This window comes from Streptomyces sp. NPDC001941, assembly GCF_040296945.1.
In the GTDB taxonomy this organism is placed as follows: Bacteria; Actinomycetota; Actinomycetes; order Streptomycetales; family Streptomycetaceae; genus Streptomyces.
In genome coordinates, this window is sequence record NZ_JBEOYE010000067.1 from 1 (window position 1) to 26313 (window position 26313).

Annotated in this window: 15 protein-coding genes, 1 tRNA gene and 1 pseudogene; 9 read left to right on the forward strand and 8 right to left on the reverse strand. The window is 70.0% G+C overall.

Annotation, left to right across the window (positions count from 1 at the left end; translation table 11 throughout):
- The 3 genes from ABT160_RS33325 to ABT160_RS33335 form a co-directional block, all read right to left on the reverse strand.
- Nucleotides 1–1026 (reverse strand): YcxB family protein (locus tag ABT160_RS33325; protein WP_351651685.1); only part of this gene is annotated, 1026 nt, incomplete at its 3' end.
- Between the two features lie 127 nt (nt 1027–1153).
- Nucleotides 1154–1504, reverse strand: a complete 351-nt coding sequence (locus ABT160_RS33330; RefSeq protein WP_351651686.1) for a hypothetical protein — start codon at nt 1502–1504, stop codon at nt 1154–1156.
- On the reverse strand, nt 1497–7499 hold the full coding sequence (locus ABT160_RS33335; RefSeq protein WP_351651687.1) for an RHS repeat domain-containing protein: 6003 nt from the start codon (nt 7497–7499) through the stop codon (nt 1497–1499). Before ABT160_RS33335 ends, ABT160_RS33330 begins: the two co-directional genes overlap by 8 nt.
- Nucleotides 7500–8165: 666 nt before the next feature.
- Between ABT160_RS33335 and ABT160_RS33340 the strand changes: the two genes are divergently transcribed.
- The 3 genes from ABT160_RS33340 to ABT160_RS33350 all read left to right on the forward strand — a co-directional run bounded on the left by ABT160_RS33340 (nt 8166) and on the right by ABT160_RS33350 (nt 14859).
- Nucleotides 8166–11768 carry an FG-GAP-like repeat-containing protein gene (locus ABT160_RS33340; protein ID WP_351651688.1) on the forward strand — a complete coding sequence of 1201 codons (3603 nt, stop codon included), beginning with the start codon at nt 8166–8168 and terminating at the stop codon, nt 11766–11768.
- 326 nt (nt 11769–12094) lie between these two features.
- Nucleotides 12095–12970, forward strand: coding sequence for an ALF repeat-containing protein (locus ABT160_RS33345; protein ID WP_351651689.1), 876 nt, complete (start codon nt 12095–12097; stop codon nt 12968–12970).
- A 200-nt stretch (nt 12971–13170) separates the two neighbouring features.
- A complete protein-coding gene (locus ABT160_RS33350) occupies nt 13171–14859 on the forward strand; it encodes a lytic murein transglycosylase (RefSeq protein WP_351651690.1) in 1689 nt (562 codons plus the stop codon).
- Between the two features lie 37 nt (nt 14860–14896).
- Here ABT160_RS33350 and ABT160_RS33355 read toward each other — a convergent pair whose 3' ends face one another.
- On the reverse strand, nt 14897–15583 hold the full coding sequence (locus ABT160_RS33355) for a hypothetical protein (protein WP_351651691.1): 687 nt from the start codon (nt 15581–15583) through the stop codon (nt 14897–14899).
- A 202-nt stretch (nt 15584–15785) separates the two neighbouring features.
- A complete protein-coding gene (locus ABT160_RS33360) occupies nt 15786–16472 on the reverse strand; it encodes a hypothetical protein (protein ID WP_351651692.1) in 687 nt (228 codons plus the stop codon).
- A gap of 215 nt (nt 16473–16687) precedes the next feature.
- Between ABT160_RS33360 and ABT160_RS33365 the strand changes: the two genes are divergently transcribed.
- The 3 genes from ABT160_RS33365 to ABT160_RS33375 all read left to right on the forward strand — a co-directional run bounded on the left by ABT160_RS33365 (nt 16688) and on the right by ABT160_RS33375 (nt 18159).
- Entirely contained in the window at nt 16688–17218 is a 531-nt protein-coding gene (locus ABT160_RS33365; RefSeq protein ID WP_351651693.1) for an SMI1/KNR4 family protein, read from the forward strand.
- Nucleotides 17219–17376: 158 nt separating this feature from the next.
- Nucleotides 17377–17450 (forward strand) — tRNA-Met (locus ABT160_RS33370).
- A gap of 109 nt (nt 17451–17559) precedes the next feature.
- A complete protein-coding gene (locus ABT160_RS33375; protein ID WP_351651694.1) occupies nt 17560–18159 on the forward strand; it encodes a hypothetical protein in 600 nt (199 codons plus the stop codon).
- Between the two features lie 121 nt (nt 18160–18280).
- Here ABT160_RS33375 and ABT160_RS33380 read toward each other — a convergent pair whose 3' ends face one another.
- Together ABT160_RS33380 and ABT160_RS33385 are read right to left on the reverse strand one after the other, a co-directional pair.
- A complete protein-coding gene (locus ABT160_RS33380; RefSeq protein ID WP_351651695.1) occupies nt 18281–19165 on the reverse strand; it encodes an SMI1/KNR4 family protein in 885 nt (294 codons plus the stop codon).
- 186 nt (nt 19166–19351) lie between these two features.
- A complete protein-coding gene (locus ABT160_RS33385; protein ID WP_351651696.1) occupies nt 19352–21511 on the reverse strand; it encodes an FG-GAP repeat domain-containing protein in 2160 nt (719 codons plus the stop codon).
- A gap of 679 nt (nt 21512–22190) precedes the next feature.
- Here ABT160_RS33385 and ABT160_RS33390 point away from each other — a divergent pair.
- From ABT160_RS33390 to ABT160_RS33400, 3 genes and pseudogenes are all read left to right on the forward strand, one after another.
- Nucleotides 22191–23819 carry an alpha/beta hydrolase gene (locus ABT160_RS33390; RefSeq protein ID WP_351651697.1) on the forward strand — a complete coding sequence of 543 codons (1629 nt, stop codon included), beginning with the start codon at nt 22191–22193 and terminating at the stop codon, nt 23817–23819.
- Between the two features lie 212 nt (nt 23820–24031).
- Nucleotides 24032–24301, forward strand: a complete 270-nt coding sequence (locus ABT160_RS33395) for a hypothetical protein (RefSeq protein ID WP_351651698.1) — start codon at nt 24032–24034, stop codon at nt 24299–24301.
- A gap of 27 nt (nt 24302–24328) precedes the next feature.
- A pseudogene (locus ABT160_RS33400) lies at nt 24329–24925 on the forward strand (alpha/beta fold hydrolase); the annotation flags it as partial.
- 51 nt (nt 24926–24976) lie between these two features.
- Here the strand turns inward: ABT160_RS33400 and ABT160_RS33405 are convergent.
- The gene (locus ABT160_RS33405; protein WP_502984347.1) at nt 24977–26089 is read right to left on the reverse strand and encodes a glycoside hydrolase family 19 protein; all 1113 of its coding nucleotides are present in this window, start codon (nt 26087–26089) and stop codon (nt 24977–24979) included.
- Nucleotides 26090–26313 lie beyond the last annotated feature (224 nt).

Sequence of the window (26313 nt, forward strand, 5' to 3'; positions counted from 1 at the left end):
GGTACGGGGCGTCAGCGCGCCCAACTGGGCTCGTCGCAGCCGTAGTTCGCGCTCGGCCTCGGGGAGGTCGGCGAGGAGCACCCGGCCCATCGAGGCGCGGGCGCGGCGGAGGGACGCGATCAGTGTGTGGACGGTGGCCGCGATCCACAGGAGCAGGACCAGCATGTCGGCATCGCTCGACACGTCCTCAGCGGGGACGGCCGCGAAGCAGACGACGGTGAAGACGCCGTAGGCGACCGCGCAGACGATGTCGCTGGTGCGGCGGTGCCGTAGTGCCAGGTACAGGAACGGGACCGCGCTGAGCATGCCGAAGGACAGCAGCGGTACCAGGGCCCAAGCGGCTTCCCACGCTGATGCGGTCCTGGGCGCGGTGGCTGGTGTGGTGGGCGTGGCCGAGGGCTCCGAGGGAGGGGCCGGCCAGGTGGGGGCATCCAGCTGGGCGGGCGTGGTGGGGGCGTCCGTCTGGGCGGGCGTGTCCCGTCGTCCTGCGGGTGGGTTGAGGGGGGAGGCCGCCACGGGCGTGCGGACCGTCTGCCCGATCCGTGTGCGCAGCTCCTCGCGCAGCCGCCCGGCGTCGGCGGGGTCGGCGAGGCCGCGCTTGGGCAACGGCCAGATCATCGTCGATGAGCCTGTGCCGCCCATCAGGACGAAGGTCTTCCCGGTTTCACGGAAGTGGGTGAAGGCATTCCAGTCCGTTGTCGCCGCGCTGATGTCCGTCACCAGCTCGATGCCGTCTTCGGAGACGTTCACCCGGTGGGTCCCCATCCGGTGGTGGGCCTTCCACAGTGCGTGTGGCTGCCACCACAGCAGGCTGAAGGCCGCGAACCCCGAGGTGGCCGTCACCACGGCGGCGAGCCAGGGGCTGATTCCGGCGAACGCCGTGAGGCCCAGTACGAGGAGTGCGCACAGGGCGATCATCGAGAGGGGGTTCTGGAGCTGGCCCCTGGGGCCGCCGTCGTAGCGGGCACGGAGTGCGTCGCGCCAGTCCGGCGGCACGGGTTCGTAAGTGATTGCTATCGGTGTCATGTTCTCTCGCTGCTGGTGCCGCACGCCGCGCGAGCGCGCTCGTGGGCGGAACGCTGGGGCGGGCGTGCTGGGGGCCCGAAAGTTGCTCGGCCCCCTGCACGCCCTTCAGGAAGCGGGGTGCTGACCGTCAGCTGGTGGCCTGCCGCGCCTCGGTCTGCCGGTCTCCCTCAGGGGTACTGGCCACCCACGGCCCTCCCATGAGCGGCTCCCAGCCGACGGCCGCGCACTCTCGGACGGCGCGCTTCAGGGAATCGTCCGGGCTCAGTTCCCACGGCTCGAATCCCGAGTCGCCGATGTACCCGACCGTGGCGAGTCCGCGCTGGAGGAGGGAGCCCAGGAGCACCTCGAAAAGGGCCCGGGAATCTCCTCCGTCCTCCTCGGCGGCGATTTCCGCGTATCCGATCACTCGGTCGACGGGAATCCAGTCGTCCAGGCAGTCGTCCAGGATGTTCCCGATGATCGTCTCGGTGTCAGTCATGTTTGATGTGCACCTTCAGTTCCTGCTTCGCGCCGGGCTGCTTGATGTCGATTGTCTCGCCCTTGGATTTGGAAGCGGTCCGCCACTGCATGACCGTCCCGTCTTCGAGCTGATAGACATCCGGGATCTTGTCACCGCGTGCGGGCATGCGCTTGGCTCCCGCGGTCCATTCGTCGAACAGGCCCCGCAGCTCGTCCGTGGAGTCCACGGTCTTCACGTGGCCCTGCTTGCCCTGCGGAAGGCTGTCGTAGCTGTCCTTCCAGCTCTTTCCGGCGCTGCCGCTGCCGCCTCCGCTTCCTTCACCCGCCTCGTTGTACGCCGTGTGCACGGAGTCGCCGAAGGCTGCGGCTCCGCCGATGGCCATGGTGGCGCCGGCCGCGATCATGCCCGCGCCGGCGATGTTCATCGGCACGCCGGCCACGGCACCGATTCCGGTGATGTCCAGGGCGATTCCGCCCACTTCCATCCCGCCGCCGGCAGCCGCCAGGCCTATGCCGGCGACCATGGACGCGAATCCCGCCAGGCCCTGGCCCGTGTGAAGTGCGGTGTTCACCGCGCCGGCGGCGCGCCTGATGCCGTTGCCGGCGCTCTTGACCGCGTGCACCACGGCCTTTTTGACGGTGTGCACCGCGCGTTTGACCGCGGGCCACGCCTTTGTCTTCACCCACCGCTTGGTCGCGTGCCAGGCCTTCGCGGCCTTCTTCTTGACGTAGTGGACGATCTTCTGGATCTTCTTGGGGACGTACTTGTGGTAAAGCTTCTTCACCTTCTTCACCACGGGGTGGACGATCTTCTTCTTCACCCACTTCTTCGTGGCGTGATAGGCCTTGGAAACCTTCTTCTTGGCCTTGTTCCACAGTCCCTGTCCCCACCAGGTGCCCGAGGGGTCGGACAGGGTGGCGGGTGCGTTGTTGGCGTACTGGTAGGCGTTGAGCTGCTGCGGACTGCTGGTGTCCAGCACCGGGTCCGCCGAGAGGAACCGGCCCAGGCCCGGGTCGTACGCCCTGGCTCCCAGCTGGGTCAGACCGGAGGTGCGGTCGAGCGTGCCGCCCACGAATCCGCGTGTGCCGGTCCACGGCACGGACTGCTGCGCGCGCTCGTTGCCGAACTCGTCCAGCTGGCGCCGGGCCACGCCGAGCCCTGCCGCGTCGATCTGGGTGACGGTCGTACCGTGGTGGTCGTCGACGAGGTAGGTCGCCGGGGTCGTCCCGTCGTCGGCGGCGGTACGGACGGCCACCTGCTCGCCGCCGTGGCTGTAGTAGCGGGAGCCCCGCAGCTTCTTCTCCTGCGGGTCCCAGGTGAACTGCTCGTCACCCAGGTCCAGGGTCACCCCCTGGGGGCCGCGCTGGATGAGCTGTGCGCCCCCGGCGTCGTACAGGTAGCTGGTGTTGTTGCCCGCGGTGTCGGTGGCGACCAGGCTCCCCTGCTCGTCCCACGTCAGTGTCTGGCCTTCGGGGATCTCCGGAAGGGTGCGCTTGGTCGTGTTGCCGGACGCGTCGTAGTCGTAGGTGGCCTCGCCGGTCCGGCCACCGCTGTAGGTGACCTTGCGCACGGCGTGCGGCTGGGCCGTGCCCGGCTGGTTGTAGGTGTACGTCTCCTTGATGTCCTTGGCCGTGTCACCGCCGGGGTCGTGGGAGACCTTCGAGGTGCGGTTCCCCGTCAGGTCGTAGGCGTAGGAGTGCCAGTACGGCGCCACGCCACCGACTTCGGGGGCACTGGGACGTGTACCCGCGGCGCACGCTTCCTTGGAGGTCCACGCCTGTGTGGTGCGGCCGAGGTAGTCGTAGCTGAAGCACTGGTTGTCCCGGCCCATGGGGTCGTTGTCGTGCTTGGAGTTGATGCCGAGCACGTTGCCGGACGGGTCGAAGACGTAGGAGGTGTCCTCCGTGCCCATGCCGCCGGCCACTTCGCGGTCGACCATGGTGCGTTCCAGGCGGCGGGTGGTCTCGTCGTAGAGGGCCGTCACGCCGACCCGGCCGCCCGCAGTGCCGTGCACGAGTTGCGTCTGCTCGCCGTAGGGCGAGTAGCTGGTCTCCTGCACGTACCTCAGGCCGCCGCCGTTGGTGGCGTAGGGCAGGCCGTCGGTGTTGTAGGTGTGGTTGACGCGCTCCGCCTTGAGGCCGCCCCTGGCCTCGTACTGTTCCCAGGCCAGCTGGCCGGTCGGGGTGTAGCCGTACTTCGTGGTGTACGTCCCGCCCAGGCCGGTCTCCTCGGTGGGGATGACGGTCTTGGTGCCGCTCGGGGTGTAGTCGTCGTTGTACCCCAGCACTTCCTGGGTGTAGGCGCGCCCGGACTCGTAGCGGGTGGACGAGGTCTGGTGCCCCTTGGCCAGGGTGTCGTACGTCCACGAGGCGAGCTTCGTGCCGTCCGTGCCGCCCTCGTACTCGGCGGTCTTGCGGCCCGCGATGTCGTACGCGTACGACAGCTTCTTGCCCCGGGCGTCGGTGACGGAGGTGACCTGGCCCTCGTCGTCGTAGGTCATGGTCGAGGTGCCGGTGTCCGGGTCCTCGACCTTGGTGCGATTGCCGGCCAGGTCGTAGGTGTTCCTCCAGGTGTTGCCCGCCGCGTCGGTGATCGTGGCGAGGTCGTCGGCGGGGGTGTAGGTGTACGTCGTGGAGTCGTGGTCACCGCTCGCCGTCGCCCCGTGGTACTGGCGCCGTTCGACGACGTGGCCGCGCGCGTCGGTGACCGTCGAGGAGACGGTCCCGCCCTCGGGGGGCGTCACCGTGGTGGTGTTGGCGGTGTGGGCCGTCGTGGTGCGCCACTTCTCGTCGCCCTTGGCGTAGAGGACGGCAGCCGTCGTACGTCCCACGCCGTCGTACTGGAAGGCGGTCGCCCGGTCCAGTTCGTTGTCGTTCGGCTTCAGCAGGTCACCGGAGACCGGCTGGTCGTTCCAGTACGGCCCGTTCTGCACGACGGTCAGACCGCGGGAGTCGAAGACGGAGTCCTCCATGACCCGGCCCCCGCCGACGCCGTCCGTCTGGGTCTGGCGCTGGCGCAGCAGTCCGTCGTGGAGGATCTTCGAGGTGGTGTACTGGCCGTCGTCCTTGAGGGCGTACGAGGTGACGGTGGACGGCTTGTCCTGGTGCATCTCGTAGCTGTACTTCGCGGACGGCGACTGCGCCTCGCGGGTGCGGCCGGGGGCCCAGACCTCCAGGGTACGGCCGAGCGCGTCGTAGGTGGCCTCGGTCCGCTTGCCGTTCGCGTCGGTCTGCGTCAGGGGAAGGTCGCGCGTGGGGTTGAGGTCCAGGGTGGTGACGTGGCCCAGGACGTCGGTCTCGGTGGTCCTGGTCGGGTTGGCTCCGGTGGCGGGGGAGTAGTCGGTCTTGCTGAGGTTGCCGCCGCCGTCGGTCTGGGTGAGCGGCCGGCCGTAGGTGTCGTAGGTGGTCCTGGTCGCGGTCTTGTACTGCGGCTTGCCGTCCGCGTACTCCTTGAGGCCCTTGACCTCGGTGACGTTGCCCTGGTCGTCGTAGGCGGTGACGGTGTCGGTGATGACGTGCTCGGGCCGCTTGGTGGCGGCGCCGCAGGAGACGGAGACGGTCTCGACCCGCTCGGGGTCGTCGAACCTCCACTGGGACGCGTTCTCGGCGTAGGTGGTGCGGGTGCACCGGTCGTCGGCGGCCGTGGAGAGGTCACCGGCGTCGTCGACCTCGACGGCCTCGCCGTGGTCGTTGTACGTGGTGCTGGTCCGCGTCCTGATCCACTTGTCGCCCTCGCCGAGCGCGCGGCCGCGGGTCTCGCTGGTGGCGCTCATCCAGGACTCGAGGTCGGACAGGCCGGTGCGGGTGCGGGTCGCGGTCGGTCCGCGCAGCCAGGGGTCGGAGGCCTCGGCCCCCAGGAGCTTGCCGCCTTCGCCGTCGTAGGTGAGGGTCTCGCGGGCGGTGCCGGCGAGCGGTTCGGCGTCGACGGCCTGGTTGCCCTCGGAGTCGGCGACCTTCACCGAGCGCTTGCCGCCGGAGGCGGTGCGGTCCCCGTCCATGCCGCGGAAGTAGACGGTCTCGGCCTGGGAGCGCTTGACGTCGTCCTTGTTCCCCACGAGGGTGCGGACCTTGCCGTAGCCGCGCCACTGCGACCAGGTGCGGTTCTCCGGCTTGGCCATCTCGTTGTCGTCGAAGTGCCAGGCCGGGGCGCCGACGTACTGGTACGCGGTCTCCTTGGGCGGGGCGCCGCCGATGTTGTCGGTCTCGATGACCCGGTCGACGACGTACTTGTGGAACCAGTCGACGGTGGGCTTCACGGCGCCGTCCTTGACCCAGTAGGTGGGGTAGCAGCGCTTGGTGTTGTCGGCGGCCTGCGGCAGCGTCGACGGGGTGCACTCGGGCGCCGAGTAGGTGGCGCCGATGACGCCGCCGGCCTCGGTGGTGACGGAGGCGACGCGCCAGCGGACCATGGGCGCCAGGCCCTCCTGGCCGTCGACGCGGTTGGCCAGCTGCTCACCGGTGAAGGTGACCGGCGGCAGGGTGACGGGGGTGCCGTCCTTGCCGGTGCGGGTCACGGACTTCAGCCACAGCGGCGGCGGCATGCCGTCGCCGGTCTCGGGGAAGCTCTGCTCCAGCTGGTAGGAGTCGACCGGCTTGTAGGCGTCGCCGAGCAGGACCTGGGTGTCGATCCCGGTGAGGCGCTTGCGGCTGAACAGGGCCGGTGACTTCTGGGTGGTGCACTTGGCGCCGTCCGCGCAGATCTGGTCGAACGGGACGTCGGGCCAGTGCTTGGCGTTGTCCTTGTTCAGTTTGGCCGGTGCGCAGTCGAAGTCCTTGGACGGGACGCAGCGCTCGGCGGTGGTGAAGTTCACCTCGGCCGGGGCCTTGGTGCTGAAGAGGGCGTCGGACTTCTGCCCGTAGCGGATCTTGTCCAGGTAGCCGCCCCGGACGTAGGAGACGCCGGTGTCGCCGTTGTTCTTGCCGTAGTTGTTCTTCTCGGCGGTGTACCAGTACGTGGACGTGTTGCCGCCGGTGTCCACGACGTAGTCCAGGTTCCAGCGCCACGCCTGGGTCTTGAAGGAGTCCTTGAAGGCCGGGGCGTGGCCGGGCTCGCCCGCGTGGTTGCCGGCGACGGGGACGGTCCAGGTGGAGTTGGTGACGTCCTTGCCGGAGCTCCAGCCGGGCAGCTGGTGCTTGCCGAAGAAGTACTGGGTGCCGTCGGTCGTGGTGACCTTCCAGTACTCGCCGCCGTCGGCGCCGTTGGGTGCGCCGGTGAGGCGTTCGACCTTCTCGCCGGAGTCGTGGGTGGGGCGGTAGGTCCCGCTCTTGGCGTCCTTCACCAGCTGCGAGGAGGAGCCGCCCAGTGACATGGTGATCACGTCGGGGCCCCAGCACATGTCACCGGTCTTGGTGGTGTTGTTGGCGCCGTTGCCCATGTCCTCGGAGCAGGACAGGTAGGAGCGCTCGATGTAGCCGGTGCTGAAGTCCCAGCCGTCGCCGATCCAGGAGGCCTGGTTGTTGGTCGCGGCGGTGCGTCCGTCCACGGCCTGGGAGTTGTAGGACAGCCCGATGGCGGGACCGTCGCCCGCCGGGGACTCGGGGGTCTCGACCGGGTAGGTGTAGGTGAAGGCTCCGGAGGCGCCGCCTTCGGCCCAGGCCTGGGAGGCCGCCAGTGAGGAGGCGCTGAAGTTGCCGCCGCTGCCCGCCGCCTGGGCGGCCACGGCGAAGGTCTTCGGCGCGGCGCCCTCGTCGGCCACCGGTACGTCGGCGGTCACGGTGCGGTGTGCGGTGTCGTTGCGGACGCCTTCGACCGGGACGGTCTTGCCGTCGACGACCTCGAAGAGCGTCAGCCGCGAGGACCAGTCGCCGCCGTAGGCGTGGGCGAAGGCGGAGTAGTCCACCTCGATGCGGGCCCGGGCGGGCTCGCGCGCGTCGTCCTTGCGGCGCAGTTCGACCAGGACGCCGGCGACACCCGCCGCGGCGGCCGCCTTCTGGTCCAGGACGCTCACCCCGACCTTGCCGGGCAATTGCTCCGTGGCACTGCGGCCCTTGTTCGCCGAGGGCGCGGATCCCACCTTGACCGGCAGCTTTCCGGCTTTCTTGAGAGCATCCCCGGCTTTCCTTGCCGGCGTGGCCGCTCCCTCGGTTTGGTTGAATTCGAGATCGGCGCTGCCCGAATCGGGCCATTGGGCCCTGTCGGCCTTGAATTCCTTCCCCTTCATCGGGTCGGCCTGGGGACTTACGGCCGGGACCTTGGTCCCGGACACGGACTTTTCCTTCTGTGCCTGGCGAAGCTTGAAGTCAACCTTCGCGCGTTCGGCGGCGTACGCGGGCCAGACGCCCAGCAAGGTGCCGAGCAGGCCCAACAACACTGCTCCCGCAGCGGTTCTGGCGATCTTCGGGGCACGGAGCGTGCGATGCAGACGGTAGGGGCCCGATCGGCTGGACCGGCCCCTCCGGCATGAAAACGGCATGACGAACTTCCCTGCGTCAGGGTGCGACTTCACTGATGGCGTGACAAGCACCCCTCCAGGCGCCACGGCCGAGGGGTGAGTTCACGAATTGAATCACAGCGTAAAGCACTCTTAAAGCTCGTGTAATGTCCGTGGTCGTTGAAATGACTCTTCGGAGAGGACTATTCCGTGCTCCATCCACCGGGCCGTCGCATTTGCACCACTGCGGTGGTCGTATTGCTTGCAACTGCTGCCTCAACGGTGCCCGTTTTCTCTGCGGTGCCCGGTATGCGCGATGACGGGGCGACGGGCACAGCGCGAGCACGGACCGCCGCGGCAGCGCCGGAAGGCACCGGAGCCGCACGGGTCAAGGCCGAGGACGACGCGAAGTCCCGGGCCGAGAAGTCGGGCAAGCGCGTGAAGGTGGAGGGCGCCACCACCGAGACCAGCGAGCTGTACGCCAACCCGTCCGGCACGTTCACGCTCGAGGAGACCCTCGGCGCGCCCCGGCGCGTCAAGAGGGGCGACGCGTGGGTCGACGTCGACCCCACGCTGCGCAAGGGTGCGAACGGCCGCTGGCAGCCCGCCGCTTCCGCGATGGAGTCGAGCTTCTCGCCCGGCGGGAGCGGTGCGGCCCTGACCGTGCCCACCCGGGACGGGAAGACCCTCTCCTACGACTGGCCCACCGCGCTGCCGGCCCCCCGCGTCAGCGGGGCCGCCGCGCTCTACCAGGACGTACTGCCGGGAGTCGACCTCCGGCTGACCGCCACCGCGGCCGGAGTCGAGCAGGACCTCGTCATCAAGACCCGCGAGGCGGGCACGAACCCGCAGTTGCAGGACCTGCGGCTGAAAGTGCGTGGCACATCGGGCCTCGACGTGCGCAGTGACGCCGCGGGGTCGCTGACCGCCGCTCCCCAGGGGCGCTCCGCCCAGGACGTCGGACTCGTCGCGCCCGCACCGCTGCTGTCGGACTCCACCGGAGGGCGCGCCGACCAGAGCGCCCCCGAAGGCCCCGACCGCTCCCGCACCGCGCTGGGCAGTGCCGAGATCGACGGCGACACCCTGACGCTGCGCGCGGGCGAGGAACTGCTGGCCGCCGACGACACCGCCTACCCGGTGGTGATGAGCCAGAACTGGGTGCAGGGCAACCGCACCAACTGGACCCGCGTCTACAAGAACTACCCGACCACCAGCTACTGGAACAAGACCGATCCCGCCCGCGTGGGGTACGAGTCCGACACCGGCGGCCTCTCGCGCTCGCTGTTCACCCTGGATGCCAAGAACCTCAAGGGCGTGAAGGTCATCAACTCGACCTTCCGCACCTACGAGACCTGGTCGTGGTCGTGCTCGGCCCGGCCCGTGGAGCTGTGGAACACGACCGCCATCAGCTCGGCCACCACCTGGAACAAGCAGCCGACCTGGTCGGAGAAGATCGCCAGCAAGAACGTCGCGAAGGGCTACAGCTCCTCCGACTGCCCGGCCGGCGGCGTCGAGTTCGACACCACCAAGCTGGCCCAGAAGGCGTCCGACAAGGCCTGGCCGACGATCACCCTGGCCCTGCGGGCCGCCAACGAGTCGGACACGTACGGCTGGAAGAAGTTCAAGAACGACCCGGTCATCGTGACCGAGTACGACCGGGCGCCCGACAAGCCCACCGACGTGCGCAGCGACCCGGCCATCGCCTGCGGCCGCACCGAACCCTTCCCCAAGATCGGCAAGCTGTTCGCCGAGAAGGGCCTCGGCCTGCAGGCGAAGGTCACCGACCCGGACGGGGGTGACGTCACCGCCCGGTTCACGTTCAAGCACCACAACGGCGCCAACGTCGCCACCCCCGAGGCCACCGTCAAGTCCGGCTCCATCGCCAAGGTCAAGATCAACGCCAACCAGCTCAAGGACGGCGACACCTACTCCTGGAACGTCCAGGCCCGCGACCCCTACGGCCTGACCTCCGCGTCCACCGAGTGGTGCAGTTTCGGCGTCGACTTCACGCGCCCGGACAAGCCTCCGGCCGTCTCCTCCGCCGAGTACCCGGAGAACACCGAAGGAGCGGCCGCCCGCACACCCGGCACGTTCACCTTCACCGCCAACGGCGTGGCCGACGTCGAGACGTTCCAGTACTCGCTCAACCACGACTTCACCACCGGCTCCAAGCCCACCACGGTGAAGGCCGACAAGCTCGGCGGCAGCGCCAAGGCCAAGCTCACCCCCTTCAAGTGGGGCACCAACACCCTCTACGTCCGCAGCGCCGACGGAGCCGGCAACCTCTCCGACACCTACAAGTACGTCTTCAAGGTGGCGCCCTCGCACGCCGACCCCGAGGGCGACCTCAACGGTGACGGCCACACCGACGTCCTGACCGTCGACGGCGGCCACCTGCGCGTGCATTCCGGCGACGGCAAGGGCAACTTCACCGCCATCAAGGACCTCGGCAGCGGCTGGACCGGCTCCAAGCTCAGCCACCGCGGCGACTGGACCGGCGACGGCTACGAGGACCTGCTCGCCCACCTCCCCTCCAGCGCGCAGACCCTGTGGCTCTACGCGGGCACCGGCATGGGCAACTTCCAGCCCCGCGTCCCCCTGCCCCGCCCCGAGGGATCCCCCAGCGCCGACTGGTCCAAGGTGACCAGCTTCGTCTCCGCCGGCGACGTCAACTGGGACAGCTACCCCGACCTGCTGACGATCGAGGACGGCAGCCTGTACCTGTACGCGGGAACCGGCGACGGCGTCGCGGCCCCCGTCAAGATCGGCGACGGCGGATGGGAGAAGCGGGAACTGCTCGCCCCCGGTGACGCGGACGGCGACGGCCTGGCCGACCTGTGGTACCGCGACCGCGACTCCGGCGACCTCTTCCAGATCCTCAACGACCCCGACGCCGAGGAACTCGGCACCACGCTCGGCGACACCAGCCGCGCGGTGAAGATCGGCAGCGGGCTCACCGCCGCCGCCTACCCCCAGATGGGCACGGAAGGAGACCTCACCGGCGACGAGCACGGCGACCTCTGGTTCAAGGTCGGCACGGGAGCACCCTCGGTCGTCAAGGGACAGGCCGACCCGACCGCGGGCACCGTCTTCCGGCCGCCCTACCCCAAGCCGGACATGGCCAACGCCGCCCAGTGGAAGAACGCCCGCCTGACGGCTTCCGGCGACTTCACCGGCGACGGCAAGCAGGACCTCCTGACCGTCTGGGCGGACGGCAAGGTCACCGTCAACCCGGGAACCGACGGCGGCTGGTTCGCCACCGAGATCCAGACCCTGGCGGCAAGCACTCTCTGGCGCGACCACGCCAAGGTCATCACGGCAGGCGACTTCACCGGGGACGGGAAGGCCGACCTCGTCGTCCGCTGGAGCGACGGGGAACTGAGCCTGTACCCCGGCACCGGCGACGGCAAGCTGGGCACGGACGTCATGCTCGCCAAGCCCGGCGACGCCTGGAAGAACGTCCAGGCCATGGCGGCCGGGGACTTCACCGGCGACAAGAAGACGGACCTGGTCGCCGCCCACACCACCGGAGTCCTCAGCCTCTTCCCCGGAAACGGCAACGGCGGCCTGGGCGCGGAGAAGCAGATGGCCGCCTCCGGCTCGGTGTGGCAGCACGACGTGCTCCTGACCGCCGGTGACTTCAACAGCGACGGCAAGACCGACCTGATCGCCCGCTGGGTCGACGGCGAGGTCAGCTTCCACCCCGGCAACGGCAACGGCACCCTCGCCACCGACACCACCCTCATCAAGCCCAACGAGGAGTGGAAGAAGTCCAGGGCCATCGCCGCCGGCCGGTTCAGCGGCACCGGATCGACCGATCTCGTCAGCGTGTGGGAATCGGGCCGCGTGGCCCTCCAGACCGGCGACGGGAAGGGCGGCATCGGCGCCCTGGTCAACCTCGTGGCTCCCTGACCCCACGGCCCTCCCGGCAAGCCCTCTACGGGAGTAGGGACAAGCCCCCTACGGGAGCAGGGACCGGACTGCCGACGCGCACCAGCGCGTGGCTGCCGGGCCGGGCACCGCACGCACGACGCGCGGGCGCCCGGCCCGGCGGTGGCCGTCACCCACGGGTACGGAGGACGGCCTCCGTACCCGTCCCGGCCACGGAGGAGGGGGCGTCGACTCCAGCTCGGTGACCGGGATGAGGTCGGAGGCCGCCGTGCCCTCCATCGCGCCGCCACTCCTGATCCACCTCGCACGACAACCGCTCCACCTCGCACTACAGGAGGACCAACCCCGTGAAGCTCTCCCGCATGGCCGCCGCTGTCACGACGGCGGCCGTCGTCCCGGCCGTACTGCTCTCCCCGCAGGCATTCGCCGTCGGCACCACCGGCACCACCGGCACCTCTGGCACCTCTGGCACCGACGCGACGACATCCGGCAAAGGATCGGTCTCCGCCCGCGACCAGGCGGAGGAGGACCGCATCGCCACCCTGCGCATCCTCGCCGAGCCCGGCATCGGCCCCCAGCTCAAGGAAGCCGCGAACAAGGCCCTCGACAGCCACGACCCCGCCGTCCTGCGCGCCTTCCTTGAGAAGGGGCAGTACGAAGCCCGCGACCGCGACAACCAGCTGCTGGTCACCCAGATCGCCAGCACCGGCGGCCCTGCCGTACGCGAAGCCGCGAGGAAGGCGCTGCTCGGCACCCCCGAGGACCGGGTCGAGTTCCTGGAGAAGGGGCAGTACGAGGCACGGCGCACCGACAACCGCGCCCTGGTCCGGCAGGTCATCAGCAAGGGCGGCCCCGAGGTCCGCAAGGCGGGTGAGAATGCCCTGCTCGGCACGGACGAGGAACTCGAGCACTTCCTGAAGGTTGGGCAGTACGAGGCACGCAAGAAGGACGAGGCCAACGAGGCCGCGAGCAAGGACGAGGAGAAGCCCGCGCCGAAGCCCGAACCGGACACGGACCAGTCGGACGAGCCCGCCGAGGACGGACAGGCCGGCGACTCGGACACCACTCCCGCCCCGTCCGTCGACGTGAAGCCGCAAGGCGGAACGGGCGCGCTCGCCGCCACCGGCGCTCCGGGCGTCCTGCCCTGGGCCGCCACGGGCGCCGGCCTCGCCCTGGCGGCGGGATTCGGCATGGTGGTCGTCGCACGCCGCCGCCAGGTGTAACGGGCAGACGGCGAACTACCGCAGCGACCAGGGAAAACGGGCACGTGGGCCGCGGCGGCCGGCTGGATCACCACCGCGGTCGCTATCGCGGACGCCGTTCCCCGGCCGCACGCCCTCCTCCACGAGCGAGGGACACACCACACACCCCGCGCCCAACCGTCTCCCCAGAAATTGCCCCCTCTCCCCAGGAACCACCGCACGTGAAACACCGCGCCCCCCGGCCCACTCCGTCCACCCGTCCCCACCCCCTCGGGCTCGCCCGACAGGCACTGTGCGCTCTCGTCCTCGCGGCCACCCTGTCGGCCGCGGCAGCCGGCCTCCCGCCGACGGCGGAGGCCGACGACGCCGCTCCCGGGCCGGACAGCCCCCAAGCGCGACCGCGCGGCAACGCACGCATCGAGATACCGCTCGACCCACCCGACGAGACCTCGATCAACGGACAACAGAACGCGCCGGACGGCGATCACGGCATCCCCGCCACCGCGCTCAAGGCGTACAAGAACGCCGCCGCCACCGTCGCGCGGACCCAGCCTGGCTGCCACCTGCCCTGGGAACTCGTCGCCGGGATCGGCCGCGTGGAGTCCGTGCACGCCTCCGGCTACGGGCTGCGCGTCGACGGCACGACCGTCAAGCCCATCCGCGGCCCCCGGCTCGACGGCAACGGGTTCGCACTGATCCGGGACACCGACGGCGGAGTCTGGGACGGTGACACCGAGTACGACCGCGCTGTCGGCCCCCTGCAGTTCATCCCGTCGACCTGGGCGACCTGGGGCGCCGATGGCAACGGCGACGGCAAGAAGGACCCCGGCAACATCTTCGACGCCGCCTTGGCGGCAGGCCGCTACCTCTGCGCCGGAGGCAAGGACCTGTCCAAGCCGGCCGACCTCGACAAGGCCGTCCTCAGCTACAACAACTCCCGAGCGTACGTGAACACCGTGCTCGGCTGGATGCGCACCTACCAAGGCTCCGCACACGAACTGCCCGACCCGACGCCCGCCGCGGACTCCCGGGACAGCTCGAACACCACCAAGCCCCCGGCCCCGACGACGTCCACCCCGCCCAAGCCCGACCCCTCTCCCGTACCCAGTCCGACGCCCAAGCCCCCGGTCCACCCCGCGCCGCCACGTCCGACCCCGACCCCCGCGCCCCCGGCCCCCGCACCCCCGAAGCCCGCTCCGGTCACGGGCCTCGACGCGGTGGGCGATCCGCACCTGGGCGAGACGGGAACGGGAGGCGACTTCCCCCAGCGGGCGCGGGTGAGGGCTTCGCGCGCCGACGGCACGCCCGCCGCTGGGATTCCCGTCGTCTTCACGCTCGCGGGCGACACCGACGCGTCCTTCCCGGGCCAGGTCCGAAGGGCGACCGTACGCACCGATGCCCGCGGCCTGGCGACTGCACCGGCGCTCGCGGCGGGCGAGCGTCCCGGCGGCGTGGAACTGCGGGCCACGCACGCTTCGTTGCCTCCCGTACGGTTCACCGCGACGGTGCGCAACGCTGCCGCGGACACGCTCACGCGCGTCGGCGAGGAGCCGCTGGTCGCGGAGGCCGGCACGGAGTTCGCCCCCGTCGTCACCGTACGCGCCACCCGCGCCGGACAGCCGCTCGCGGGCGTGCCCCTGACGGCACGCGTACTGACGCCCGCTGGCGACGAGACCGCCGTCGGCCCGTGGTTCACGGGGCCTGAGGACGTCCCGGTCCGATACCTCGAACTCCCACTCACGGACACGGACGGCCTCGTACGCCTGCCCACCCTGCATGCTGGTACGGCCCCCGGCCCCTTCCTCCTGCGCCTGTCGACCGTCGAGGGGGTCGCCTTGGACGTATCGCTGCTGGTGACACCACAGGCGAAGCGCCCGTCACCACCGGTCGCCCTCGCTCGCCGACCCTGACAGCCACGTTCGTGGCGCCAGGGTCCCCACCGGCTGTTCAGTCTCCTGCGGACGCCTGCGCAAGCCATGTCCGCCAGACATGAAGGCTGTTGGGCACTTCGGGACGGTCGAGAAGCCACAGTACGTACCGGGCATGACACCGCGCCCACGGACTGTCCGACTGGGCGGCGGCGCCGAGCCGCTCCCGCAGATCGACGCCGTCGACAGCGCGGGCGATGCGCACGTACTCGCGGTCCTTGCACCGATGGGCCCGTCGGACCACGATGTCGGTCAGCTCCACCAGCTTCGCCCGCACCCGTTCGTCATGCCCCTCGACGGCAAGGTCACGGAGGAGGTGCTCCTTCGTCGTCCACGACTTGGCGTGCGTCGTCCACTCCTGCGGGTACCGCGCCTCCCACTCCAGGAACAGCAGCGCGTAGGGGAGGCCCGGCCACGTCGTGATGCCCGCCCCTGTCGGGCGCCCCCACAGAGCGTCCGGCAGGGAACAGCTCTGTACATGCTGGTATGCCTCAAGAGCCTCCAGGAACGCCGGCTCGCGATATTGCTCCGCCGGTCCCAGCGGAGCGGTCAGGTGCCAGATCTCCTGGGAGCGGCCGAGAGCGTCCTCGGTGTGCCTCCGCGCGTAGGACAGACGGACGAGCGCTGCCGCTCGCTGTTCCGGATCGCTCGCGATCAGACCGTGCGCCCAGCCCAGCCGCATGTCCCACCCGGCATCATCATCCATGCCATGCGCCTGTCCATTCCGATTCGGGGCCACGGGAAGAGTCTGACGACCTCTGTCCCTCACGTCACGCGAGTATCCACACGCCCGGCGCGGCCCGGCGCGGCGGCCCAGCGGGCCGGGAGCCGACCGGGCCTGGGCTCGGGACGGTTGGGCCGGTGAGTACTTCAGGTGCCTGGGCACTGTGCCACGCACGCCTTTCGCCTCAGTGCTCGCGCTCGCCGCATTCGGCCGGGCGCAGGACGGCGCCGTGTGCGACCCCGGCGAGGCCGGACAGACGCAAGCATGCCTCGCCGGATTCGTCCACCGGCGGATACTCGAGCGAGACTGTGCCGATCCTTCTGCTGCGTTGTTCTTCCCCGCGGGCCGGGCCGGCGGGGAGACGCCCGGCCAGTGTGCCGAAAGCCAGGAGGCGCTCTCCCTCGGCGAGGGTCTCGGACACGTCGAAACGCCAGTGCCCGTCCGTCTCTTCGATCAGTGCCCTACGGTGCTTGCCGAGCGACGCAAGGAAAGTTCGCCGGGCGCGGACGAGGTCGGCCACCGCGCAGCACAGCGGCGTGTCACCGACACGGTTGAAGCCGGCGAAGGGGTAGAGCGTCATGAAGTCGCTGAGGAGAGCGAGGGCGGAGCGGCGGGCCAGGGGAAAGACGTCTGGTTGTTCGGCCATCTCCAGTAGGAACGGGGCAGCTGCGACTGCCACCGGGAAGACGGCGGCCATGTGCCCGTGCATGATGCTGGTGGAGTCCAGCCCGGACATGGCGTCGGCGACTTCTACCTGGTTGCGGGCGGCGGCCAGTGCGCGCAGCGGCGCCACCGGATCCCGGGTCGGGAAGCGAAGAGCCGGTGCGGGGAGCGCATCCCAGTCCACTGCGGCAATTCGATCGCTCAGCATCCCGGGATCCTCGCATATCAACCCACCATGCGGCGGCGAGGTTATGACCGCCGAACAGGCCACCGTGGCCGCCCGCTCCGACCGAGCACGTGCCCGAGCGTCGACGTACCACCCATCGGGGTTCTGAGGGCGCCGCCCGGTCGGCAGCAGATCAGGTGGAGCGCTGAAGCTCCTGTGCGTCGTCAAGCCCTTGGGCGTGTCCTTAGGATGCGTTCGTGGCGAAGTTCGATGCGGTCAAGGCGTCCTTCTGGGGTCAGGGGTTGTACGGGGTCCAGCCGCCGTTGACCGACGCGGTGATCGAGGACGCCGAGTGTGAGCTCGGTGTCCGTCTGCCGGCTTCGTTGCTGGAGATCCTGCGGGTCCGTAACGGCGGTGCGGTGGCGGAACGGTGGAACGCGTTCCCGACCGATGTGCCGACGTCGTGGAGCGAGAACCACGTTCCGCTCGACGAGATGATGGGCATCGGCCGTCACGACGGCCAGTTGTCATTGCTGGACACGACGTACCTGGTCGACGAGTGGGGTCTTCCCTCCCCTCTGGTCCTGTTGTCCGGTGATGGTCACTGCTGGATCGCCCTCGACTACCGGGGGTGCGGGAAGCTCGGCGAGCCGTCCGTGACGTGGTTCGACGTGGACGACGGTACGGAACTTCCGCTGGCCGCAGACTTCCGAGCGTTCGTCGAACGTCTGGCTCCGGCCGCGTCGCTCGATTCCGGCGGCTCGGACGGCGACCCGTCGGCGTCGTGATCAGACTCTGGCCGAGCCCGCCCTGTCCGGAACGCGGAACTCACGTGGTGCCTGTAGATCTCGCGGGCCGCCTGCGGTGTCTGCACGGCTGCCCCTGGCGTCGGCACGACGACGAATGTGACCCCGGCGGTCATCGCGGTGTATGGTGAACTCACCGACGCGGGGTGGAGCAGCTCGGTAGCTCGCTGGGCTCATAACCCAGAGGTCGCAGGTTCAAATCCTGTCCCCGCTACTGAATGAAGCGATGGGCTCGGCATTTTGCCGGGCCCATCGTCGTATCCACTCCCGGTTTCGCTCGCGCACGAGCGATGGCTGCCGGGCATGACGATTAACGTGGCCCCATGGAATTGGACGACGCCACGTGTCCCTGGAACGAGTCTCTGATGTGCCTCTTCGAGGACGTGTACGGTTTCGCCGCCGTCGGGCCTCGCCGCCACGACGACTGGACGCACGACGTCGTCGCCGTCCTACGGCGCGAGGTCGGCGACCCCCGTGGGTGGCTCCAGATCGACATGGACCTTGAGAACAGCGCCCGAGACAGCATCCCTTCGTACCCCTTCGCCCTACCCGATGCGGTGCGTCTCCCGGAGCACCTGCACCCCATTGCGCGAGAGGCCGCCGTCGGTGCTCTCGCCGTCATGAGCGAGGAGTGGGACGGGGAGTGCTACCGCGTCCGTTCCCGGCCCGACAAGGACGTCCGCCTGAACCACGCCCGTACGGTCCTGGACCGCTTCGGCCCCGCGGCCGGCTACTGGACGAATTCCTCGCTCGCGGTCGGCCATGCTTCTCCCGATTTCGTCGCCGCGAGCCTTCGCGGCACCCGGTCCCATTCCTTCGTCACCTCCGAGTACATCAACGGCCTCGACCTGGTGGCCGACTTCGGACTTATCGCGGTGAACGACAGCGAAGTCGGTGCCTTCTGGGCCGTCGAGGCGATCTGACCCGCAGTTGAAGCCGCGATCAGCTGCCACACTCCCCGGCCCCTGGAGCGCTCACACCGAGGGCATACGGATGCCAGCCGGTACCCCCTTCGCGGTCGACATCGTCACCCCCCGTCCCGGGCTACGCGTCCTCGTCCGTGAGGGTGTCCCACGTTGGCAGGGACGTTCCCGTTGAGGTCGTGATCTCCAGAACCTCACACCTCATCAACTCCGCGGCGGCGAAAAGCCGCTGCCGCACCTGTTCACTGTCTTCCGGCGGGAAACCGACCCGTATCTGATGGGGTTGTGCCACATCGTAGGTGAGCAGCCAGTCCGTGCCGACGGTCGCGAAGTGAACCTGTCCCGTATCGCCGGACTCGGAGCGCCACGATCCGCGGTCCGTGGTGGGAGCCAGGGCCTCCCGTAGTCGCCGCACGTGCCACGTAGGGTCAGCCGCGCCCTCGGAGAGGCGCAGGCAGCGGTGGATGCGGGGTCGGAAGGCGTTGAACCACGGCGTCAGGTCCGCCTCCATTCCTGGGAGCAGGTCGGAGCTGACGCGCCCACCCGACCAGCCCGCGAGGAAGGCGGCCGCGCCCATGGCATGGGTCTCGTACCAGCCGTCCGTGCTCCAGACCACGACGGGCCAGTCCTCAGGGGAGCCGGAGGTGAGCCAGCACAGGCGGTCGGCATCCATCGTGGTGCCCCACACGAGCAGCCCGCCCGGAGCGGGGTGCAGCGGGTAGGGATAGCGCTCGTGATCGCGCTCAAGGGACCCCGTTCGGTGTCCGCGCTGCCACTTGATCCCGTTGTGCTCACTCCTGCCGAATGGCGTCCGGAGGTAGAGGAAATCGCCGAACTCGCCCCACCCGTAGGTTTCGACGAGTCGTTTGTAATCGTTGGGAAGTCGAGTGCCGATCGCTGCCTGCGCGGCGTTCCAGTCGCCACGAGCGTCGACGGGGTCGGTAGGAGGCACCACGAGTTCGACCAACCGGCCGAAGTCGGTGTTGGGGCTCTTCTCGTCAGCCATGAAGGCAGCGTATGCGTCACTTCGGGGAGGTGCGTGTATGGGCTCAGGCAACCTCGAGCGAGTAGCGCCACGCCACACCACGGCGCGGGACCGACCGCCAACCGGTGGCGGATCCAGCCGGCGTGGCGCCGTGCGGGGAAGCCAGCGCGCAGCGACGGCTCGCTGCGCGCCGGCCTCCCGGTCGGGTCACCCGATCCAGGTGAACCCGTTCCAGCCCCGGCCGATCTTCAGGCTCGCGATGAACTGGCCCTTGCCGTTGCCCGTGTAGCGGAGCAGGTCGCCCGTCTTCGTGCGGGCCACCAGGTCGGCGTGGCCGTCGCCGTTCAGGTCGCCCGCGGCCGAGAGGGACGTGAACCCGCCCCAGCCCGCGCCCAGTTTGGTGCCGCGGCCGATCGTGCCCTTGCCCGTGCCGTAGTAGCGCCAGAGGTTGCCCGAGGCGTCGCGGGCCAGGACGTCGCCCGCCTTGTCCTCGTTGAGGTCGCCCGCGCCGATGATCGTCAGGTTCTTCCAGCCGGTCCCGACGCGGCCCGTGCGGGTGAGGGTGCCGGAGGAGGTGGCCGAGTACAGGTAGAGGTCGCCCGTGGCGACCTGGCGCGCGATCAGGTCCGCGCGGCCGTCGCCCGTCAGGTCGCCCGGGGACGTGAACGCGTCCATCCCCGTCCAGCCCACCCCGATCCGCGTGCTCGCCAGCTGCGGGAGCGGCACGTTGCCGCAGCCCGCGCGGTAGCGGTACAGGTCGCCCGCCGCGTCCCGTACCAGCAGGTCGTTGCAGCCGTCCTTGTCGATGTCCCCGAACGGGATCAGCGTGGACGTGGTGGGCCACTTGCCGAGCGGGATCGACTCGTAGAGCGTGATGGAGTTGTACTGGCCGCCCCTGGACGGGTACAGCACGGTGGAGCCGTCCGCCTTGCGGGCCAGGACGTCACCTCCCGTACCGTCGTAGTTGTTGACGTAGTCGTGCGCCTTGTCCGCGCGCGTCGCGCGGATCGTCGCGGCGGAGTTGTCGGCGGTCCACACGCGCCCGCCGTCGGCCCACACGACCGTCGCGCCGTCGCCCGTACCGGTCGTCACCGCACCGGTCGGCACCTCGGCCAGGGCCGCGCCGAGCGGCTTCTCGCTGGTCCAGCGGCCGTCCGGCGTCCGTGTGGCCGTGACGTACGTCCACTTGGTGTTGGTGTACTCGGCGCTCTGGAGCCAGCTCGCCCTGACCGTGCCGTCTGCGCCGACGGACGCGCTCAAGGCACCGTCGGTGACCATCCCCGAGAGCTTGCGGATGGTGGACCAGCCGTCCGTGGGCGTGCGCGTCGCGGTGTACGTCTGGAGGCCCTGGTTCCCGTCGTGGGCGATCCACACCAGCGTGACCACGCCCCCCGGCCCGACGAGCACGCGCACGGGGGAGCCGAGCCGGGCGCTGACCGGATTGTCGGTCGGCAGGGTCTCGGGCGCCGTCCACGGGCCGTCGGCCGTGGCGCGGAAAGCCGTGTGCAGGCGCCGGACCTTGCCCACGTTCCCGTCCCGCTCGCGCCACGCGAGGGCGGCGACCCCGTCGGCGCCGATGGCGAGGTTCACCTCCTCGACGCTGTTCTCGGTCACGAAGAGCCGGTTCGGCTCGGTCCACTCCGCGGCACCGGGGGCGAAGCGGGACACGTACACCGCTCGGCCCGACGACCAGGCCCTCAGGAGGGTGCCGTCGGCCTCCATGACCGTTTCCGCACCCCACTTCATGACTCCCTGTTGCGGCGGCGCGGGCACAGCGGTCCACGTCGTGGCCCCGGCCTCCCGCACCTTGTACACGTCGGTGTCGCCCTTCGCGCCCCATGCGGCAACGGTCCTGCCGGACGCGTTCCGCGACAGCGAGAGTCCGGCGAAGGTGTGCGTGTAGCTGCCGAGCACCGTCTCCGACTGCCAGGTCTTCTTCTGTGCGGAGTAGGTGATCGCGTGCACCTTGGGGTCGAGCACGCTCCCGTCCACCCAGGCCACGGTCGCCGACCCGTCGCTGCCCGCCACCAGTCGGACGGGATCGCTCGTGCTGGGCCAGGCGCTCAGGACGCGTGTGGTGCCCCAGGACCCGCTCCCGGCCGGGCGCACGGTGACCTCCAGCTTGGCGGAGTCACCCGACCCCCGGATCCAGAGAGCGAACACCGTCCCGTCGCCCGCCGTGCGCACGTCGACCACGCGCGCGCCCGCTCCGGCCGCCGTCAGCGCGACCGGCGTCGTCCAGGTACCCGTGCCCAGCGTCGCCACGATGGGGTACGTGTCGGTGTACGCGGCCGCCTGCGGTGCGGCCCACGCCGTGACCGCGAGCGTTGACACCAGGGAAGCCGCGATGACACGACTGTTCTTCATGTGGAGTTCCTCCCGCCCCTGCGTGACGCGAAGGCCCCCCGGCCTGTTCAGTACGCGTCACGGTGCGCGCGACAGTATCACCAGGACTGCCGAGGTACGCGCCGACCAGTTCGGCCCGACTCGGCCGACCGGAGCCCAGCAGCAGTACGCGGGCCCGTAGTACCGCGTCGTGATCGATCGTCACCATTCCCCCTGTCTCCGGATGACGTACGAAGGAGATTCTGAGAGGTGGGGGACGGACCGGACAAGCCTCGCGAACTGTGCGTTCCGTCCTACGAAAAACGGCGCTGACCTGTCATGATGGACATGCTTTCGACCTGAATCCGCGAACGGGCAGCCGCACCGAACAACTCCCGCGCTGCGTACGGGACTCCGGAGTGGTGCTCGCCAACGTGCTTGCTCGCGCTCTTCCCTTCCCTCTTCCTGTCGCAGGGCTGGCCGTGCAGGATCCCGTCGATGGCCTTGCGGGTGATGTCTTCGGCCCCGGCTTCACCGCCTGGGCCATGACAACGATGCGTGTCGCCAATTCCCGTATGTAGAAGTGCTGTTGACAGCATCGGGTCTCTTCCGTCATCCCCCGGGCGAGCTACTCCGTTCGTCCTCCTCGGGGTGACGCGCCGTACCGGCTCCTCCTTGTTGACTCGTCGCCGTCAGTCGGTCGAGCAGTCAAGGACAGAGCATGAACAACGCCCCGCGTTTCACCGCCCACCGTTCTCCCGCCACCCAAGCAGCCCCGGGCCGACGGCTCGCCGCCGCACTCGTCGTGGCCGCTCTGGCCGGCAGCGCACTGACCGCCTGTGGCGGAAGCGACCTGAAGCAGGACACGCCGTCGCCTGCTGCCGACGCGAGCACGGCAGCCGGTAAGGGATCTCGCCCTGGCCGGGGGATCGCCTGGGGGGTCTGTCCGGCCCCTGCCGCCGGACAGTCCCGCAACCCCGCACTGCGCTGCGGGACCCTCGAAGTCCCGCTGGACTACCAGAACCCGGGCGGCCCGCAGATCAAGGTGGCCGTCTCCCGGCTGGCCGCCACCGACCGGGCCCGCCGGCCCGGCGTCCTGCTCCTCAACCCCGGCGGCCCCGCACTGGGAGGACTGTCCATGCCGGAAACCATGGCGCCGACCCTGCCCGCATCGGTACGGGGCCAATACGACCTGGTCGGCTTCGACCCGCGTGGCGTCGACCACAGCACCCCGCAGAGCTGCAAGCTGCCCAATCCTTCGGTGGCCGCGTTCTTCCCCTACCCGGCCGCTGACGGTTCCATCGCCAAGAACGTCACCCTGGCCAGGTCCTATTCCCGCACGTGCGCCGACAACCTCGGCAAAGATCTGCGCCACTTCACCACCGCCAACACCGCCCGCGACATGGACCGCATCCGCGAGGCGCTCGGCGAGCAGAAGGTCTCCTACTGGGGTCAGTCGTACGGCACTTACCTCGGCGCCGTCTACCGCTCGCTCTTCCAGGACCGCACCGACCGGATGATCCTGGAGGGCAATGTCGACCCCACCAAGGTCTGGGCCCGCGAGGTGTCCGAGGGTTGGGGGCGGGGCATGGCCGAGCGTTTCCCCGACGCGGCCCGCGTCGCCGCCGCGCAGCACGCCACCCTCAAGCTGGGCGCGACCCCCGCACGGGTCACCCGTACCTATCTCGCCCTGGCCGCCCGCCTCGACCGCACCCCCGCCTCGATCCCCGGCGCGCCGGTACCGCTGGACGGGGCACTGCTGCGCAACGTCACCTACGCGCTCTTCCTGCACAACGAGACCCTGCCGGTGGCCGCCCAGTTCTGGCGGGCCGCCACCAACCTCGCCGACGGCAGGCCCACGCCCGCCGACGCCGCGGTCCTCAAGCAGGTACTGGCCGAACCGCCGGCCGCCGAGGGCGTTCCCGCCGACAACCAGGCCACCATGTTCCTGGCCCTCACCTGTGGCGACGCGGAGTGGCCACAGGACGTGGACGGGTACGCCAAGCGCACCGCCGCCGATCGTAGTCGGTGGCCGCTGACCGCGGGTATGCCCGCCAACATCTGGCCCTGCGCCTTCTGGGGCAAGCCCGCCGAGAAGCCCGTCGCCATGACCGCAGGGCCCCGCAACACCCTCGTCCTGCAGAACCGCCGCGACCACGCCACCCCCTGGGCCGGCGGCGTCGGCATGCACAAGGCCCTCAGCTCAGCCCTCGTCGACGTGGACAACGGCGGCCACTACGTCTACAACGCCGGATCCACCTGCGCCGACCGGACGACGATCACCTTCCTGACCACCGGCCGGCTCCCCGGCCAGGACACCACGTACTGCACTGACGTCAAGGTGAAGTGACGACCTCGCCGCGGTCCTGCTCCGGATCCGCTCTCAGGCCCGCACGGGCTCGCGGCAGGCAGCGTTGGGGTTATCCCCCGGTCGCGGTGTGAGGGCAGCCAGATGGGTCCCGCCGCACGTCATCACTACGGTCTCATCAGACATCAACACGCCTTCTTTTCAAGGGCGGTCCGGCCCCATTCAACGAACACCCCCACATTCTGGAGACGTTCATGGCTCGCAAGTTCCACCACCGCAAGGCACGCCTCGCCGCTGTCGCGGCAGTACTGCTCGGCGCAGTGGCGGGTACGGGGTTCACCGCTTGCCCGTCCTCGGCGACCTCGCCGGTGCACGGCGAAAACCTGTTCACCGGCGACGGGACGATCACGGTCGGCGGCCGCACGGTCCACGTCTCCTGCTCCGGCGACACGGCCCCCCGACAGCCGGTCGTCGTCCTCATGGCCGGGCTCGGCGACGGCCTGGACCAGTTCAAGGGCATCTAGGACCGGCTCAGCACGCGTGGGCGGGTCTGCTCCTACGACCGGCTCGGCGAGGGCACCAGTGACACCCCGACCGGACCCCAGTCACGCGCGGACGTGGACAAGGTGCTCACCGCAGTGCTCGACCGCGTGGCGGGCCGCCGCCCCGTCGTCCTGACCGGCCACTCCCTCGGCGGGCAACTCGCCGCCCGCTACGCCTCGGACCACCGGGGCCGCGTCGCCGGACTGGTGCTGCTGGACGCCACACCTCCGACGTTCGCCGCCGACCTCAAGCGCGCCATACCCGCCGATGCGACTGGCCCCGCCGCCGAGATCCGCGACCAGTTCCTCGCCGTCTTCCAGGGCGAGAACCCCGAACAGCTCGCCCTCACCGACGCGCCGGCACGCCCGGCCGGTCCGATCCCCGTCGAGGTGATCCGGCACGGGATCCCCTACCTGGAGCAGTCCATCCCCGACTACGGGCACGCCGTGGAACGCTCCTGGGCGCGGGGCGAACACGACTGGCTCGCCCTCTCCCGGCGCAGTCGCATCAGCGTCGCCGACGGGAGCGACCACTACATCCACGTGGCCCGCCCCGACCTCGTCGAACAAGCCGTCCGCCGAGTCGCCGGCCAGATCCACCACTGACCCCGCCCCGGGCCTGCGGGCAGAGCGGGGCGGTGGAGGTGGCCGAAGGCTTCAGCAGGAGAGGTTGTTGCCCGGTGTGACGCCGAGGACGGCGGCGAAGCTCTGGTAGGCGTTGATGCGGCTCTGTACTTGGGCGGGGTTGCCGCCGTTGCACTCGATCGAGCCGTTGATGCTGCGGATGGTCTCGCCGAAGCCGGCGCCGTTGACCATGGCGTTGTGTGCGGTCATGGTGCCGGGGCCGTTCTGGGTGTTCCAGTACCACAGGCCGGTCTTCCAGGCGACCGCCGCGTCGGTCTGCACCAGGTTCGGGTTGTTCAGCAGGTTGATGCCGAGGGCGTCGCCGGCTGCCTTGTAGTTGAAGTTCCAGCTGAGCTGGATGGGTCCGCGGCCGTAGTACGCGGCCTGGCCGGCCGGGCAGCCGTACGGCTGGGTGGCGTCGCAGTAGTGCGGGTAGTTGGCGGTGTTCTGCTCCACCACGTAGACGAGCCCGCCGGTCTCGTGGTTGACGTTGGCGAGGAACGCGGCCGCTTCCTGCTTTTTCACCGTGTCCGAGCCGGTGTTCGCGAAGCCCGGGTAGGCGGAGAGCGCGTTGACCAGTCCGGCGTAGGTGTAGAAGGAGTTCCGGTTCGGGAACATCTGGTTGAACTGGGCCTCGGTGACGACGAATCCGCCGGGGTCGGGGGTGGTCGGGCTCGGCGTGGGCGTGGGCTCGCCGGTGCAGGAGTAGGGGCTCCAGAACCAGGTGGAGATGGTCGGGTCGTACCCCGGGTTGTCGTGGGTGGCGATGTAGTACTGCCCGTTGGGCGCGTACTTGACGACCGATCCGGTGGCGTACTGGGTGCCGGCGGCCCAGACCGGGTGGTCGCAGCTCGTGGGGGTGGGGGTCGGGCTCGGCGTGGTGCCGCCCCCGCCTCCGCCGCATGTGCCCTGGTCGGACCAGACACCGGAGCCCCCGGTGGAGGGGGCTTCGCCCTGGGTCCACCACTTGGCCTGCCAGTTGTGGCCGCCCGAGGAGGCGGACATGCCGCCGGTGTAGACGGTGGCGGCGGCATAGGGGGTGGCGCACTCCGCCGCGTAGGCGCGGGAACCGAACGGGGTGAGGGCGCCGAGCGCCGCGACGGTGACGGCGGCGGCCGACATGGCGATGAGCCTCTGCTTGGACACGAGCCACTCCTCGGGAGGGAAGGGGGCCACGCCACCACAGGCGGGCCGTCCTCAACCAAACTAGGGGTTGGTCTGGACCAATGAGGATCCCCCGTGAGTGGACAACCGGTGTAGCTCTCACGGGGGATGCGCAGGGCAGGATCTGCCTCTTCATGCACGTACGGACTGGGGGTTACGTCACCGGATTGGGGCGGCAGTAGGCGTCGGAGTCGCCACACCCGTAT

What these genes read in the sequence shown, in the direction of transcription:
- ABT160_RS33375 (WP_351651694.1), top strand. Translation starts at nt 17,560, where the DNA reads ATGGAATTGGACGACGCCACGTGTCCCTGGAACGAGTCTCTGATGTGC.
- ABT160_RS33380 (WP_351651695.1), bottom strand. Translation starts at nt 19,165, where the DNA reads ATGGCTGACGAGAAGAGCCCCAACACCGACTTCGGCCGGTTGGTCGAA.
- ABT160_RS33340 (WP_351651688.1), top strand. Translation starts at nt 8,166, where the DNA reads ATGCGCGATGACGGGGCGACGGGCACAGCGCGAGCACGGACCGCCGCG.
- ABT160_RS33390 (WP_351651697.1), top strand. Translation starts at nt 22,191, where the DNA reads ATGAACAACGCCCCGCGTTTCACCGCCCACCGTTCTCCCGCCACCCAA.
- ABT160_RS33355 (WP_351651691.1), bottom strand. Translation starts at nt 15,583, where the DNA reads ATGGATGATGATGCCGGGTGGGACATGCGGCTGGGCTGGGCGCACGGT.
- ABT160_RS33395 (WP_351651698.1), top strand. Translation starts at nt 24,032, where the DNA reads ATGGCTCGCAAGTTCCACCACCGCAAGGCACGCCTCGCCGCTGTCGCG.
- ABT160_RS33360 (WP_351651692.1), bottom strand. Translation starts at nt 16,472, where the DNA reads ATGCTGAGCGATCGAATTGCCGCAGTGGACTGGGATGCGCTCCCCGCA.
- ABT160_RS33385 (WP_351651696.1), bottom strand. Translation starts at nt 21,511, where the DNA reads ATGAAGAACAGTCGTGTCATCGCGGCTTCCCTGGTGTCAACGCTCGCG.
- ABT160_RS33330 (WP_351651686.1), bottom strand. Translation starts at nt 1,504, where the DNA reads ATGACTGACACCGAGACGATCATCGGGAACATCCTGGACGACTGCCTG.